6 protein-coding genes are annotated in these 16,462 nt (G+C 73.4%); 1 reads left to right on the forward strand and 5 read right to left on the reverse strand.

Features of this window, described 5'->3' with window-relative positions; all coding sequences use genetic code 11:
• Positions 1-16 precede the first annotated feature (16 nt).
• Positions 17-1,192, reverse strand: coding sequence for a class I adenylate-forming enzyme family protein (locus tag ACZ5PB_RS05650; protein WP_468688019.1), 1,176 nt, complete (start codon positions 1,190-1,192; stop codon positions 17-19).
• A 72-nt stretch (positions 1,193-1,264) separates the two neighbouring features.
• Positions 1,265-2,137, reverse strand: coding sequence for a glucose-1-phosphate thymidylyltransferase RfbA (gene rfbA, locus ACZ5PB_RS05655; protein WP_468688020.1), 873 nt, complete (start codon positions 2,135-2,137; stop codon positions 1,265-1,267).
• A 371-nt stretch (positions 2,138-2,508) separates the two neighbouring features.
• Between rfbA and ACZ5PB_RS05660 the strand changes: the two genes are divergently transcribed.
• Complete coding sequence (locus ACZ5PB_RS05660; protein ID WP_468688022.1) at positions 2,509-3,492, forward strand: TauD/TfdA family dioxygenase; 984 nt, start codon at positions 2,509-2,511, stop codon at positions 3,490-3,492.
• A 72-nt stretch (positions 3,493-3,564) separates the two neighbouring features.
• Here the strand turns inward: ACZ5PB_RS05660 and ACZ5PB_RS05665 are convergent, their stop codons facing one another.
• From ACZ5PB_RS05665 to ACZ5PB_RS05675, 3 genes are read right to left on the reverse strand one after another with little or no spacing between them, the layout of a single operon-like run.
• Positions 3,565-4,521: an ornithine carbamoyltransferase gene (locus tag ACZ5PB_RS05665; protein ID WP_468688023.1), complete on the reverse strand. Its 957-nt coding sequence runs from the start codon at positions 4,519-4,521 to the stop codon at positions 3,565-3,567.
• Positions 4,518-11,216, reverse strand: coding sequence for an amino acid adenylation domain-containing protein (locus ACZ5PB_RS05670; protein ID WP_468688025.1), 6,699 nt, complete (start codon positions 11,214-11,216; stop codon positions 4,518-4,520). Before ACZ5PB_RS05670 ends, ACZ5PB_RS05665 begins: the two co-directional genes overlap by 4 nt.
• The gene (locus ACZ5PB_RS05675) at positions 11,213-16,255 is read right to left on the reverse strand and encodes an amino acid adenylation domain-containing protein (protein ID WP_468688026.1); all 5,043 of its coding nucleotides are present in this window, start codon (positions 16,253-16,255) and stop codon (positions 11,213-11,215) included. The genes ACZ5PB_RS05670 and ACZ5PB_RS05675 overlap by 4 nt, the downstream gene beginning before the upstream one ends.
• Between the last annotated feature and the right edge of the window lie 207 nt (positions 16,256-16,462).

A 16,462-nucleotide genomic window follows, 5' to 3' on the forward strand; every position in this document is an offset into this window, starting at 1 on the left:
GGCTCTGTGACGGCGTTCAGGACGGGGTGGGACGGTGCAGCAACTTGCCCGTCGCCGACCGGTGGAGGTGGGGTACTGCGTGCACCTTCCGGGGACGTACGCCCAGCAGGGCGGGTACCTCGGAGAGGTCGGTGCCGGCCGGGCCCGCGCCGGCCTCCGGCTCGTCCCGGGGGACGACGTAGAGGTCGATCTGCTCGCCGGTCATCGAGTCGTTGACGGCGAGCAGGGCGAGGTCCGCGACGCGGATGGCCGCGCGCAGGACGTCCTCGCTCTCGTCGAGGTTGATCCGCCGGCCGTTGACCTTGACCAGTCGGCCGACCCGTCCGACGAGGCGGAAGGTGCGGGTGTCCACGGGCTCCACCAGGTCGCCGGTGGACCAGTCGGCGGGGCGGGGCTCGCCGGGGCGGTGACCCAGGCGGGGGCTGCGGATCACCAGGGGTACGGCTTCCTCGGCCAAGTCCGCGCCCGTCGGCGCCTGTGGGCTGCCGGTAGGAGCGTCCGTGGCGAGGGTGACGTCGGGGAAGAGGGTCCAGGCGGGTGGTTCGCCGCCGCTCCAGCGGCGCAGTGCGATGCCGCCGGTCTCGGTGGAGCCGAGCAGTTCGACGAGGGTCACCCGGCCGGGGCCCGCCTCCGCGAGGAGGGTGTGGGCGTCGCCCGGGAGCATGGCACTGCTGTAGAGGACGGTGAGGTGGTCGAAGGACCGCACCCAGTCGAGGTTCCGCAGCAGCAGCGAGAAGATCCACGGAGTGGCCACCACCGCGGTGTGCCGGTGGCCGGTCTCCGGCATCGCTCCCACGTAGCTCTTGCGGTACCAGATGGGGACGCCGAGCCGGGCGGGCATCAGCCAGCCGGCCAGCGCTCCGTAGACGTGCAGGGGCGGGGCGAAGCTGACCACGGCGCCCGGCCGGCCGTGCCCGCCCGAGGAGACGAACTCCCCGAGCATGCCCGCTTCCGACCACGCGTCGTCGAAGGTGCGCCGCCAGCAACGGCTGGGTCCCGTACTGCCCGAGGTGTGGAAGTCCAGCTCGGGCGGTACGAGGGACCGCACCAGTTCCTCGCGGTCCGCGGGGGCGGGGGCGCTGCCCGTCGCCCCCGGCGCGTCCCAACGGACTTGCCACGCGGTGTCGTTGATCTCCGGGGCGGCATGTCCCGGACGGAGCACTTCCTCCGGCGTCAGCTCCTGGTAACCCACACGTACTCCCCTCGGATCGGCCTCGACGGGCCTCGGCCGGCCTCGGACCGGCCTCGGACCGGCCCTGTCCGGTCAGACGATGGACTGCGAAACCTGCATGAGGTACTGGCCGTATTCGGAATTCTTCATCCGCAGACCGAGTTCATGGCACTGGTCGGCGTCGATGTATCCCATGCGCAGCGCGATTTCCTCGATACAGGCCACGCGCACGCCCTGGCGCTTCTCGATGACGTGCACGTACTGGCTGGCATCGAGGAGCGAGGCGTGGGTGCCCGCGTCGAGCCAGGTGTATCCGCGGCCGAGCCGGATGAGGCGGGCCCTGCCGTCCTTCAGATAGATCTGGTTGACATCCGTGATCTCCAGCTCACCACGGTCGGACGGGGTGATTTCGCGGGCGATTTCCACCACGTCGGAGTCATAGAAGTAAAGCCCGGTGACCGCGTTGTCGGAACGGGGCCTGAGCGGCTTCTCCTCCAACGAGATGAGATTTCCGGCGGCGTCCGTCTCACCGACCCCGAATCGCTCGGGGTCGGACACCGGATATCCGAAGAGCGTGCACCCGTCGAGCTGTTCACGGGCTTCGCGCAGCATTTTCGTGAATCCGGCGCCGTGGAAGATGTTGTCGCCGAGAATGAGTGCCACCTGGCTGTCGCCGATGAACTCCGCCCCGATGAGGAACGCCTCGGCGATGCCCCGGGGTTCGTCCTGTACCGCGTAGCTGATCTCAAGGCCCAGGTGGGACCCGTCCTTGAGCAGGGCTTCCAGTGCCTCGATGCTGTCGGGTGTGGAGATCACCAGGATCTCCCTGATGCCGGCGAGCATCAGCACCGAGAGCGGGTGATAAACCATCGGCTTGTCGTAGACAGCGAGCAGCTGCTTCGAAGTCGTCAAGGTGGACGGGTACATGCGGGTACCTTTTCCACCGGCAAGGACGATTCCCTTCACCGTTCCCCCCGTTCATTCTTCGTGGATCGAATGGTGCGTCATTCAGCGAGTGTGGCAGCCGGATCGGCCGCAGCGGAAGGCGCACCCGCCGGATCCGTGTCCCGCTGGCGGGACAGCGGGCTTGTGCGGGCAGATCGCCAAGTTGCGCCGAGATGCGTTGACCGCGAAACGGCGGCTCGTTAGCGTCACACAGGACTGGGTTCCCTCGCGCAGGCGCGTAATTGACCGGAACCCGAAATGCACACGGCCCGTCCCGACGATTCTTCCGTCGCTGCCGTGCTGCCGCGCCGTTTCCCTGTCCGGCAATTCCCTATCCGACAATTCCCTATCCGGCAACTCACCATTTGGCAACCACGAAAAGGCATTCGCACATGACGGACACCACTTCTTCCCCGCCCGTCGTCACCTCGGTGGTGACGCTTTCCCAGGCGCAGCACGATCAGGTGCGCGCGCTGGCTGCCGAGCTCTCCCGCGTCGCGGGCTCGGTCATCGACGAACCCGCCTGGCTGACGGCCGCCCGCGCCGCCTCCCAGGGTCTCCCCCGCGAACTCCGCCACGAGCTGCGGGAGTTCCGCCGTGACGCCGGCCCCGACGGGCAGCTGGTGATCCGCAATCTTCCCGTGGAGGAGGACCTGCCCGCCACACCCGTACGCCCTGGTTCGGTGCGCAGGACCGCGACCCTCGCCAGCTCGACGATCACCGCGGTGATGCTCCAGCTCGGTGAGGTGATCGCGTTCCGGAGCGAGAAGTCCGGCGCCCTAGTCCAGGACGTCGTGCCCGTCCCGGGCCACGAGAAGCAGCAGAGCAACGCGGGATCCGTCACCCTGCACATGCACACGGAGAACGCCTTCCACCCCAACCGGCCGCACCACGTGGGCCTGTTGTGCGTACGGGCCGACCCCACGGGCGACGCCAGGCTGTGCACCGCGTCGGTGCGCCGCGCCCTGCCGCTGCTCTCCGACGAGGTGCGGCGGATACTCGGCGAGCAGCGGTTCATGACGGAGCCGCCGCCCTCCTTCGGCGACCTGGGCGGGGTCACTCCCCAGCACGCCGTACTCCAGGGCGACCTCAGCGACCCCGACGTGGTCGTGGACTTCGCCAGTACGCACCCGCTGGACGACGGCGCCCGGCGGGCGATGGAGGAGCTGCGGACGGTCTTCGAGCGGATCGCGATCGGCCACGAGCTGACGCCCGGTGACCTGGCGGTGGTCGACAACCGGCTGACCGTGCACGGCCGTACGTCGTTCACCCCGCGCTTCGACGGCACCGACAGGTGGCTGCACCGGGTGTACGCGGTCCAGGACTGGCGGCGGGTGCGGCCGGACTCCGAGGACGGCGGGGCGGTGCTCCGCTAGCACCCGTACGACAACCCGGTACCCGTACGACAGAGGGCGCTCCCGCGATCCGGGAGCGCCCTCTGTCGTGGGTCACGCGTCCGCCTGGCACCACTCCAGTACGGCCATCGCGCTGTGCATCTTGTTCTCCGCCTGGCTGAAGGCGATGCTCCGGGGCCCGTCCAGGACCTCCGCGGTCACCTCGTCGCCCCGGTGGGCGGGCAGGTCGTGCAGGAACACCGCGTCGGGGCTGGCCTCCCAGAGTCCGGCGCCGACCTGGAACGGGGCGAACACCGTGCGCCAGTCGGGGTCGGGCTTCACGGTGCCGGTGGTCTCCCAGCGGGTGGTGTAGATGGCGTCGACGCCGGTCGGCAGGTCGTCCATGTGGTGGGCCTCGCGCACCGTGGCGCCGGTGCGTGCCGCGTGCTTCTGCGCGGAGGCGAGCACGTCGGACGCCAGCCCGTACCCGGGCGGGGTCCGCAGATCCAGTTCCGCACCGGGGTAGCGGCTCAGGGCGAGCGCGAGGGCGGCGGCGGTGTTGTTGCCCTCGCCCGCGTACAGGACGCGCAGTCCGTCGATCCGCCCGAACTGCCCCAGCAGCGTGACCAGATCGGCCATCGCCTGGGTGGGGTGCTCCTCCGCGCTCATCGCGTTGACTACGGACATCCGCTCCTGGCGTGCCCAGTCGCGCATCTCCCCCATGGGGCCGGCCGTCCTGGCGACCAGGACGTCGAGCATCCGGGAGAACACCCGGCCGGTGTCCTCGCTGGTCTCCCCGGTGTTGGTCTGGAGGTCCCCGGGCCCGTAGGCCACGACCGAGCCGCCGAGCCGCTGCACCCCGGCGGAGAAGGCGGTACGGGTACGGGTGGAGGTCTTGGCGAAGTAGATGCCCGCCACCTTGTCCGCGAGCGGCCGGTCCGGTCCGGCCGCGTCGGCCGCCCGGCCGGTCGCCTCGGCACGGGCACGGAACTGCGCGCCGCGTTCGGCGATCGCGTACAGCTCCTCGTCGGCGAGGTCGTCCAGGGAGATGAAGTGGCGCACGGTGGTCATGAGTTCTCTTTCCCGGTGTCGAGGGCTGTGCCCGGTGAGGGTGAGGGGGTGTCGAGTGCGGCGGCGAGTGCCGCCACGGTGGCGTGCCGCAGGATCGTGGGCAGGTCCAGTGCCAGCCCGGCCGAGCGGGCGCCGGCCAGCACGCCGAGCGTGAGCAGCGAGTCGCCGCCCAGGTCGCGGAACCGGTCGTGCACCCCGACCCGGTCAAGACCGAGCACCCGCTGCCACACCTCGGCGATCCGCTGCTCGGTGGGAGTGCGCGGTGCCGTGTACGGGGCGTCGGTGGCGGTGTCGGCGCGCTCCACGGGCTCCCCGGCGAGGGCCTCGCGGTCGTACTTGCCGTTCTCGGTGAGCGGCAGTGCGGCCACGACGCGGTACGTGGCCGGGACCAGCACCTCGGGCAGCACCGCGCGCAACGCGGTGCGCAGGTCGCCGCCGGTGAGGCCGGTAACGCCCTCGGCGGGGACGGCCCAGACGGCGACGGTGCTGCCGCCTCCGCTTCCGGGTGCGGCCACGGCCACCGCCTCGCGCACCCTCGGGTCGGCGAGCAGCGCGGACTCGATCTCGGCGGGCTCCACGCGGTGGCCCCTGATGTTCAGCTGCCGGTCGGCGCGCCCGGCGAACTCCAGCTCGCCGCCCGGCAGTACGCGGGCCAGGTCGCCGGTCCGGTAGAGCCTGGCGCCGGGCGGTCCGTACGGGTCGGGCAGGAAGCGCTCCGCCGTGTGGCCCGGCCGTCCCCGGTAGCCCCGGGCGAGCCCGGGTCCGCCGATGTGGACCTCGCCCACCGCACCGTCGGGGACGGGCGCCAGGTGTTCGTCGAGGACCCGCAGGGTGGTGCCGGGCAGGGCGGCGCCCAGCGGCACCGGGCCGCGCGCGGCGGCCCCGTAGACCCCTGCGGCCCCATCGGCCCCGTAGATCCCGTCGACCCGGTGCGCGGAGGCGGCCACGGTCGCTTCGGTGGGGCCGTACTCGGCGATCAGGCGCAGCGAGCCGCCAGCGGCGGCGACCCGAGCGGTGACGCGGGCCGCCTGTGCGCCGGGCAGCGCCTCACCTGCGGTGACCAACAGCGGTGCGAGCCGGGCGAGTTCCTTGTCGTCGAGCTGTTCCTCCAGGATCGCCAGGTGGCCGGGGGTCGGTCCGACGAAGGCGTACGGCGCCCCGGCCGAGAGCAGTTCGCCGAACTCCTCCGCCCGCCACCTCTGCGGCAGCAGCGTGACGGTCCGGCCGGCGAGCAGCGTCCCGAAGAGCGCGGGTACGCCCAGGTCGGCCGCGACGGAGGTGAAGAAGGGAGCGCCGCCCTCGGGTGCGCCGAGGTAGTTCTCCAGGGCCCAGCCCAGGTAGTGGCCGAGCGCCCGGTGGGTGACGGCGACGCCCTTGGGGCTGCCGGTGGAGCCGGAGGTGTGCAGCACGTAGGCGAGCCGGTCGGGGTCGCGGACCACGTCCGGCGGGCCCGTCGGCAGCGGCCGCTGTGCCGCGCGCTCCTCATCGGAGTCCACGACGAGCGTGACGAGCCCGGCGAGCGGTGCGAGGCGCGCCTCGTGGCGGGACTCGGTGACGACCAGCGGGCAGTCCGCGCCGCGGAGCAGTGCGTGCAGCCGGGCCTGCGGGGTGCACGGGTCGAAGGGCACGTAGGCGGCGCCCGCCTTCCAGACCGCGAGCAGCGCGACGACCAGGTCGGGACTCCGGTCGAGCAGCACACCCACACAGCTCTCCGGGCCCGCCCCCTCGGCGCGCAGCCGGTGCGCCAGCAGGTCGGCCCGTGCGTCGAGTTCGCCGTACGTCAGTCCGGCCGCGCCCATGGCGACGGCGGGCGTGTCCGGGGTGTGGCGGGCCTGCTCCTCGAACGCGGTGAGCGCGTCGAGCGCGCGGGGCGTGCCGGGGTGGACGGCGGTCCTGGTGCCCTGTTCGCCGGCCTCCGGGTAGCCGAGGGTGGCGTCCCCGTCGGGTCCGGTGGCCGCCATGTCCTCCAGGACCGCCCGGTAGAGCCGGGCCAGCCGCTCCGCGCGGTCGCGGCGCAGGACACGGGTGTGCGAGGCGATGCTGAGCAGGCCCGTGGTCGGCGTACCGACGACGAGGGGGAACTCGTTGGGGCTGACGTCGCGTGAGATCGCGCTGTCCACCAGACCGCCGTCCACCTGGTAGAAGTCCAGGTAGTGGAAGAGGACGTCCACCAGGTGGTGTTCGCCGCCCTCCTGCCGCATGGCGGGCATCGGGAACCGGCGGTGCGGCCACACCCCGACCTCGGTGGTGAAGAGCTGCCTGGCCAGTTCGCCCCAGGTGCGGGCGCCCCTCTCGTACGGGAAGGGCACCGAGTTGAGGTACATCCCGGAGACCCGGTCGGCGCCGCTGACCTCGGGGCGGGCGTCGATGACCATGCCGCCCCGGAAGGTGCGCTGCCGGGTGAGCAGGGAGAGGACCTTGCTGTGGGCGGCGTGCAGGACGCTCTTATAGGGGACCTCGGTCCGGCTGGCGAGGTCGCGCAGGCCGGGCTGGAGGTCGTGCAGCGGGATGTCGATGCGGTAGCGCGACCCCGGTTCGGGAGCCGTTGCCCGTGCCGCGGGCTGTCCCGAGGACTGCTCCGAGGGCTGTTCGGGGTCGCCCGCCCAGCCCTGCGGGATGCGGAACTTCTCGTGCGCGTCGATGAGTGCGCGCCAGTGGGCGCGGTCCTCGGTGCCCGCGAGGGAGCGGAGCTCGGCGGCGATGAAGTCGGCGTAGCGCAGGGCGGGTTGCTCGGGCGCCGGGTCGGGTTCGCGGCCGTCGCGCAGGTTCTCGTACGCGCGGAGCATCTCCATGAGCTGGTTGTGGTAGCTCCAGCCCTCGATGGCCGGGTGGCCCTCGGTGATGGACAGCCACCAGCCGCCGTCGTCCAGTACGTGGGTGGCCATGCGCATCAGCGGTGCGCGGGCCGGATCGAGCAGCCGCATCCGGTCGGTGTCGGCGAACTCGGTGAGGGCGGGCCAGCGGCGGTCCTCGGGGAGGTGGCGCAGGTCCTCGTGGAGGCAGGGCATCGAGGCCGCCGCGTGGACGATCTGGAGCGGCCTGGAGTAGCCGGAAAACACGAAGGAGGTGCGCATCACCTCGTGGCGTGCCACGACGAGGTCGGCGGCCCGCTGGAACGCGGCCGGGTCGAAGGGGTGTTCGTCGCGGATCCGGAAGGAGGTGATGTTGTGGTAGCGGTGCTCCTCGTCGGCGTACATCTCGACGAACATGCCCGCCTGGGTGCGGGAGAGCGGGTAGGCGTCGACGGCGTCCGCCGGGAGCGCGTCCCGGTCCGGTACGGAGATCAGCGCGAACGGCTCGACGGGGGTGAAGCGTTCGCCGCCTCCCCCGCCGCCCTCTGCGAGGACCCGGCACAGTCCGGCGACCGTACGGTGCTCGAAGATGTCGCGGACCGCGACGGGCCGGCCCTGCTCGCGCAGTGCGCCCGCGAGGGCGACCGCGCGCATGGAGTCGCCGCCCAGGTCGAAGAAGTTGTCGTGCACCCCGACCTCGTCCAGGCCCAGCACCCCGCACCAGACGGCGGCCATGGCCCGCTCCTCGTCGGTGCGCGGGGCGGTGTGCTCGCCGACGGCGGCGGCGGCGCGGCCGGGGGCCGGCAGGGCGGCCCGGTCGAGCTTGCCGTTGGCGGTCAGCGGCAGCGCGTCGAGGACGACGAAGGCGGCGGGGATCATGTAGTCGGGCAGCGAGTCGTCGAGCAGGGCGCGCAGGCGCTCGGGGGCGAGGGCGTTGTCCTGCTGGTCGGGGGCGTCGGTCGCGTCCGGCACCAGGTACGCCACCAGCCGCCCCTCCCCGCGGGCGTCCTCCCGTACGAGTACGACCGCCTCCGCGACGCCCGGCAGGGCGGTGAGCACGGTCTCGATCTCGCCGGGCTCGATGCGGTAGCCGCGCAGCTTGATCTGGTGGTCGGCGCGCGAGACGAAGTCCAGGTTGCCGTCGGGCAGCACCCTGGCGAGGTCGCCGGTGCGGTAGAGCCGCTCGCCCGGCGCCCCGTACGGGTCGGGCAGGAACCGTTCGGCGCTCTGCCCCGGGCGGCCCGCGTAGCCGCGGGCGAGGCCGATGCCGCTGACGTACACCTCGCCGACGCCGCCGATCGGCACCGGGTGCAGGCCCTCGTCGAGGACCCGCATGGTGGTGTGCGGGATGGCCCGGCCGATGGAGATCAGCTCGACGTCCTGGTGGCCGTCGATGAAGTAGGCGGAGTTGCCGACGGTGATCTCGGTCGGCCCGTACTCGGCGGCGAGCCGGGTGCCGTCCGGGCCCGCCTTGCGCCGCCAGCGGTTGGCGAGCCGTCCGGTGAAGGCGTCGCCCGCCGCGATCACGACTCCGGCCAGCGAGGCGGCTTCCTGGTCCGTCAACTGCTGGGTGAGCAGGTCGAGATGGCCGGGGGTGAGCTTCACGAAGGCGTACGGGGCGCGCCGCATCAGCAGCTGTCCCAGCTCGGTGATGTCGGCGTCCCGGTCGATCAGGTGGACGCTCTGGCCGGTCATCAGGGGGGTGTAGAGGTCGGGTACGCCGAGGTCGAAGGCGAGCGAGGAGAAGAACGGGGCGCCGCCGGTGCCCGCGCTCGCGTACGCGTCGACGGTCCAGCCCAGGTAGTTGGCGAGCCCCCGGTGCGGGACCAGTACGCCCTTGGGACGGCCGGTGGATCCCGAGGTGTAGATGACGTACGCGAGGTGGTCGAGGTCGTGGCCGCCGGCCGGGGGTGCGGGCGGGGTGCTCGGGCAGGCGGCGATGCGGTCCCGGTCCTGCGGGTCGTCGATGACCACGAGCCGGGCGCCGAGACCGGCCAGCCGTTCGGCGTACCGCCGCTGGGTGACGATCAGCCGCGAGCCGGTGTCGGCGACCATGTAGGCGAGCCGGTCGTCGGGGTAGCCGGGGTCGAGCGGCACGTAGGCGCCGCCGGTGCGCCAGATGCCGAGCAGGGTGGCGACGACTTCCGGGGTGTTGTCGAGGAGGACGGCGACGGTCCGCTCGGGTCCGGCGCCGAGTCCGCCGAGGAGGTGGCCCATCCGGCAGGCGTACGCGTCGAGTTCGCGGTACGTCACGGAGCGCTCGCCGTGGTGGACGGCGATCGTGTCGGGGGTGCGGGCGGCCTGCTCGGCGACGGTCTGGTGGACGGGGCGCAGGGCGGCGGGGTCGAGCGGGGTGCGGGTGCCGACCGGGTCGGGGCGGCCGTCGACGAGGAGGGTGCGCTCGGCGTCGTCGAAGATGTCGAGGGCGGCGACGCTCTCTTCGGGCGCCGAGGACGCGGCGGCGAGCAGCCGGGTGTACTGGCCGGTGAGGCGCTCGGCGGTGGCCGCGTCGAAGAGTGCGGTGGCGTATTCGAGGGTGCCGTCGATGCCGCCGTCGGGCCGCTCCTCCAGGTGCACGGTGAGGTCGAAGCGGGAGACGCCCTGGGGTACGTCGACGGCGTCGGCCGTGAGGCCGGGCAGCCGCAGCGGGTCCGCGCCCGCCGCCTCGGCCAGGTCGAACATCACCTGGTAGACGGGGGTGGTGGACAGGTCGCGCGGCAGCTCCAGGGACTCCACGACCCGGTCGAAGGGGGCCGAGGCGTGGTCGAGTGAGGCCAGTACGGTGTCCCGGTTGGCGGCCAGCAGCTGGTGGAACGAGGGGCTGCCCTCCCAACGGGCGCGCATCACCAGGGTGTTGAAGGCGTACCCGGCCATGGTGGCCAGCTCGGGGCGGGTCCGTGCGGAGACGGCGGTGCCCACGGCGATGTCGCGTCCGCCGGTGTGCCGGGCGAGCAGCGCCTGGAACGCGGTGAGGGTGACCATGAACAGCGACGCCCCGTGCTCCTGCGCCAGGGCGCGCAGCCGTGCGGCCACCGGCTGCGGCACGGTGAACCGCCGGTTGTCGCCCTCCCAGGACCTGACCGCGCCGCGCGGGCGGTCGGTGGGCAGGTCGAGGGGGGCGATCCCGGCGAGCTGCCCCCGCCACCAGTCGAGGTCCTCGCGGACCTCGGGGCCGTCCTGGCGGGTGTTCAGCCAGGCGGCGTAGTCGGCGAACTGGACAGGCTCGGCCGGGAGTTGGGGTGTACGGCCACCTTGCTGGGCGGCGTACAGCTCGGAGAGTTCGGTGAGCAGGAGGAGGCGGGTGGCCCCGTCGCACACGATGTGGTGCAGCACGACGACCAGGAGGTGGTCGTCGTCGGCGAAGCGGGTCAGGTGGACGCGCATCGGGGGCGCTTCCGCGAGGTCGATGGGGCGCTGCGAGGCCTCCCGCAGGAGGTGGGCCACCGCCGCTTCCCGCGCTTCGGGGGATGGTTCGGCGCGGTCCGTCCGTACGAGGTCGGCGGGGCCCGCCGGGTCGATGACCTGGCGGGGGTCCGCGCCGTCGAGGACGTACCGGGTGCGCAGGATCTCGTGCCGTGCGGCGAGCTGGTCGAACGCGGTGCGCAGCGCCTGCTCGTCGAGCGGCCCGCGCAGCCGGTAGGCCATCGGCAGGAGGTACTCCGGCGCCTGCGGGGCGAGTTGGTGCAGGAACCAGAACTGCCGCTGCCCGGCGGAGAGCGGCAGCGGACCGCCGCGCGCCACCCGGGGGATACCGCTCGCGGCTGCGGCGGCGGGACGGGCGGCCCGCCCCGCCAACCGCCGCCGCAACAACTCCTCACGGAGCGCGGCGGCGGAGGCGGGGGCGGCGGGGGCGGTGGCCTCGGCTGCGGTGGCGTCGGGTGCGCCATCCTGGGGACGGTTCACGGGCGGAACTCCTTGTGTGCGGCGGCCAGTTCGGCGTCGGTCAGCTCGGCGATCTCCGCGCGGACGGCGTCCTCCACGGCGGCGGCCAGGCCCGCGACGGTCGGCTGGTCGAAGAGGGTGCGGGGCGCCAGCCTGATCGCGTACTCCTCGCGGACCCGGGCGATGACCCGGGCGGCCCGCAGCGAGTCCCCGCCGATCCGGAAGAAGCCCGTCCGGGCGCCGATGCGCGGGGCCGTGCCGTCGGCGTCGGCCAGCACCTCGCCCCAGATGCGGGCGATCGTCTCCTCCAGCTCGCCCTGGGGTGCGACATAGGACTCGTCGTCGCCCGCCGTGGCGCCGGGGTCGGGCAGCGCGGCGGTGTCCACCTTGCGGTGCCGGGTGAGCGGCAGCTTGTCGAGCGGGACGATGTAGGTGGGCAGCATGTGCTCGGGCAGGGCACGCGCGCAGTGGTCCAGCAGCTCGCCCAGGTACGGGAGTTCGTGGCCGCCGGCGGGCACGCAGTAGGCGACGAGACGGGCCTCCTCGCCGGTGCCGCGCGGCACCACGACCACTTCTCCGACGGCGGGGTGCTCGCCGAGCACGGCCTGCACCTCGCCGGTCTCGACCCGCCTGCCCCGGATCTTGACCTGGCCGTCGGCCCGCCCCACGAAGTGCAGGGTGCCGTCGGCCGTCATCCGGGCCAGGTCGCCGGTGCGCAGCAGCCGGGAGCCGGCCGGGCCGTACGGGTCGGGCAGCAGCCGCCCTGCGGTCTGCGCGGGGCTGCCCGCGTACCCCCGGAACAGTCCGCTGCCGCCGATGCACAGCTCGCCGACGGTGCCGACCGGGACGGGGCGCAGCCGTGCGTCGAGCACATGGGTGGTGACGTGCGGGTAGGGGCGTCCGATGGCGACGGTGTCCGCCGTGCTGTCGGCCTCCCAGCGGGTGGCGGCGATGGTGGTCTCGGTGAGCCCGTACTCGTTGACGAACCGCTTGAGGCGGCCCGACAGGTCGCGGGCGAGGGCGGGCGGGCAGGCCTCGCCGCCGGTCTGGCCGGTCAGCGGGCGGCTGCCGAGCCCGGCGTCGATCAGCATGTTCCACTGCGGGTAGCCGACCTGGATGTGGGTGACCTCGTGCCGGTCCATCAGGGCGAGCAGTGCGGGGGCGTCGGTGGTCTCCGCGTCGCGGGCCAGGACGATGCGGCCGCCCCTGAGCAGCGGCATGACCAGTTCGGTGAAGGCGATGTCGAAGGTGACCGGGGCGGTGGCCAGCCAGGCGTCGTCGCCGCCGTCGCCGAACCCGAGGTGGGCGCCGCCGGTGCGCAGCGCGCGGACCAGGGCCCGGTGCTCCACGGCGGCGCCCTTGGGGCGTCCCGTGGTGCCGGAGGTGTAGATGAGGTACGCGAGGCGGGCCGGGTCACGGTCCACGGGGCCGGCGGCGAAGGGGCCCGGCGGCTGCTCCGGCAGCGCGTCGGTGCGGATGAAGTCGCCCTGGTGGAAGGGTGCCAGCCGCTCGGCGCCGGGGCCGTCGGTGAGGACCGCCGTCACCTTCGCGTCGGTGACGATGTGCGCGATGCGCTCGTCCGGGGAGCCGCCGTCGAGCGGTACGCAGGCCGCGCCGGCCTGCCAGATGCCGAACAGGGCCGCCACCAGGTCGGCGGAGCGCGGCAGCAGTACCGCGACGGTCCGCTCGGGTCCCGCGCCCGCCACCCGCACCGCGTGGGCGAATCCGGTTGCCCTGGCGGCGAGTTCGGCGTACGTCCACTCCTCGTCGCCGCAGGTCAGGGCGGTGGCGTCGGGGGTGCGCCGGACCGATTCGGCGAAGACGGTGTAGGTGCACTCGTCCACGCCGTCGTAGCGGACCTCGGGGCTGCCGAGGGCGATGATCCTGGCGCGCTCCGGCTCGGGGAGCAGTTCGACCGAGTCGAGCGGCGCCGAGGGGTCCTGGACGAAGGCTTCCAGGAGCTGGGCCCAGCAGTCGAGGTGGCGCCGCACGGTCGCGGCGTCGAACAGGGCGGACGCGTAGTGGGCGCGCGCGGTCAGGGAGCCGTCGGCGTGGTGCTGTACGACCAGGGAGAGGTCGGTACGTGCGGAGGTCCAGCCGTCCTGGAGCGCGGCGAGGCCCTCGGCGGGGAGTGCGGTCGCGGTGCGCCCCTCCTCGTGGAAGTCGAACACCACCTGGTAGAGCGGCGTACGGGAGAGGTCGCGGGCCGGCTCCAGCTCCTGGACGAGCCGGTCGAAGGGGAGTTCCTGGTGGGCGAGGGCGTCCAGGACGGTGTTACGCACCGAGTCCAGCGCGTCGGCGACGGTGCCGTCCGCGTCCGTGCGGCAGCGCAGGACCAGGGTGTTGAGGAAGAAGCCGACGCTCTGGGCGGTCTCGGGGCGGTTCCTGCCCGCCACCGGCATGCCGACGGTGAGGTCGGTGCGCCCGGTGAGCCGGGTGAGCAGGACGGAGAACGCGGTCAGCAGCGTCTGGTGGAGGGTGGCGCCACGGGTGCGGCCGAGTGCGGTGAGGGACTCGGTGAGGGCGGCGGGCACCGTAAGGGTGACCAGGCCGCCCAGTCCGTCGCGCTCGGCGGGCCGGGGCCGGTCGCCGGGGAGTTCCAGCGGGGTGATGCCGTCGAGGACGGACCGCCAGTGGGCGAGGTCCGCCTCGGTCTGTGCGCGGTCCGCGTCGTCGGGGTTGTTCTGCCGGGCGGCGTGGTCGGCGAACTGCACGGTGAGAGCTGGCAGTTCGGGCTGTTCGCCGGTGTGTAGGGCGGCGCCGATGAGGTAGAGGTCGCGTTCCAGGAGGACGGAGGACCAGCCGTCGCAGCAGATGTGATGGCTCATCAGGAGCAGGAGGTGGTCTCCGTCGGCGGCGCCCCGGGGCACCAGCACGGCCCGCCAGACGGGGCCCTGCTCCAGGTCGAAGCCGTGCGCCAGTTCCTCGGCGGCGAGGGCCGCCAGGCCGGAGGGACCGGACGCGGGCACCACCCGGAAGGGCACGGGGCCGCCGGTCGGTGAGGCGAGCTGGACGGGGCCCTCGCCGGTCGCCTCGTACCGGGTGCGCAGGATCTCGTGCCGGTCGGCGAGCCGTCCCAGCGCCTGGCCCACGGTCTGCTCGCTCCAGGCGGCGGGCAGCCGCAGCCACTGCGGAGTGATCCATTCCGGGCTGCCGGGGTTCATCTGCTCCATCAGCCACATGCCCTGCTGGCCGGGCGACAGGGGCAGCCCGCGCGCCGGACGCGGTACGGGAACGACCGGGGCGTACGGGGCCACCGGGGCTCCGTCCCCCGCTCCGGCGCCCGCCAGCAGGGCGGCCTGGCTCTCGACCGTCGCGGCGGTGAACAGTTCCGGGGTGCGGACCGCGCCCCCGTGCTCGTTCAGCCGCACGGCGAGCCGGGCGAGCAGCAGCGAGGAGCCGCCCCGGGCGAAGAAGTCGTCGTGCACCCCGACGGAGTCGGCGGGCAGTGCGAGGAGGTCGGCCCAGATCCCGGCCACCGTCTCCTCCGCGGCGCTGCGGGGCGCCACCGAGGGCGCACCGCTTCCCGCTCCGGCCGCGCCGGGCGCGGGAAGGGCCGCCCGGTCGGTCTTGCCGCTGGGCGTACGGGGGAAGGCGGCCAGCGCCACGAAGACGGCGGGGACGAACGGCCGGGGCAGCAACTCGCTCAGGAAAACGCGGAGTTCGGAGGGGACGGGCGCGGTGCCACGCACCTGGATCCAGGCGACCAGACGCGTGCCGCCCGTGGCGTCGGGGGCCGCGCCGACGACGGCGTCGTCCACCCGGGGGTGGCTGCGCAGGGCGGTCTCGACCTCGTCGGGTTCGATCCGTACGCCGTTGACCTTGAGCTGCTGGTCGAGCCTGCCCAGGTACTCCAGTACGCCGTCGGCGCCCAGCCGTACCCGGTCGCCGGTGCGGTAGGCGCGGGCACCCGGCTCCCCGGAGGGATCCGGAACGAATCGCTCCGCCGTACCGGCCGGGCGGCCGAGGTAGCCGAGCGCCACTCCGGCGCCCGCCGCGTACAGCTCGCCCTCCTCGCCGGGCGCCACGGCGTCGCCGTGTGCGTCGAGGACCAGGCAGCGCAGGCCGCCGATCGGGCGGCCGATCGGCACCGGGCCGTGCGTCTGCGCCGGGTCGAAGCGGTGCTCGGTGAGGTCGACGGAGCACTCGGTGGGCCCGTAGGTGTTCCAGATCTCCAACTGGGGTGCCAGGTGGAGGAGTTGGTGGCAGAGCTCGGCGTGCAGGGGTTCGCCCGCACTGAACAGCAGGCGCAGCGCGTCGCAGCCCGCCCAGCCGGGCGCCGCGGCCAGGGCGCGCAGTACGGAGGGGACCGCCTGGAGGACGGTGACGCGCTGGGCGGCGACCGCGTCCAGGAGTGCGGCGGGGTCGCGCTCGGCGCCGTGCGGGGCGAGGACGACGGTGGCGCCGCAGATCAGCGGCGCGAAGAGTTCGAGGCCCGCGGCGTCGAAGCCGACGGTGGTCTTCTGGAGCATCCGGTCGCCGGGGCCCAGGCCGTGCCGGCGGGCGAGGTGGCGCACCCGGTTGGCGATGCCCGCGTGCGGGACCACGACGCCCTTGGGACGGCCGGTGGATCCCGAGGTGTGCAGGACGTACGCGGGTTCCGCGGCACGCGCCCGCGAGGGAACTACGGGCAGCGGCCCTTCCTCGCCCACTACCTCCTCGGCCAACAACACGCCCACGCCCGCCAGTTCGGGCAGCGCGTCCCGCGAGCCCCGTTCCGTGACGACCGCCGAGACCCCGGCGTCGTCCAGGATCCAGGAGAGCCGCTGCGCCGGGTGCTCGGGGTCCAGCGGCACATAGGCCGCGCCCGTCCGCCACACGGCGAGGAGTACGGCGACCAGGTCCGTGGAGCGGCGCAGGCACACGCCGATCCGGTGCCCCGGTCCGGCGCCGAGCGCGCGCAGCCGCCGCGCCAGCTCTTCGGTGCGGGTCATCAGCCCGGCGTAGTCGAGGCGCGCCCCGGACCCGCCCGCGTCCTCGACCGCGACCGCCTCGGGCGTGCGCAGGGCCTGTTCGGCGATCAGCTCGGCCAGCGGAGCGGACGGCGTCCAGATATCCACGAAACCTCTCTTCGACAAGACAGCGCCGCGTGCCAGGGGCGCGGAATAAATGCGGACCCTCGAATTGACGGCACGGCAATTGGCTGTTCCAGAAACAACATGACCCGGCGGACAACAGAGTTCAGCCAGAGGTGAATGGCGACCGTAACTTCGCTTTCGACGCAGGGTCAACGCACACTCCCGCCCCCTGTCCCGCCGGCGGGACAG

This window comes from Streptomyces sp. NPDC032721 (genome assembly GCF_055579625.1).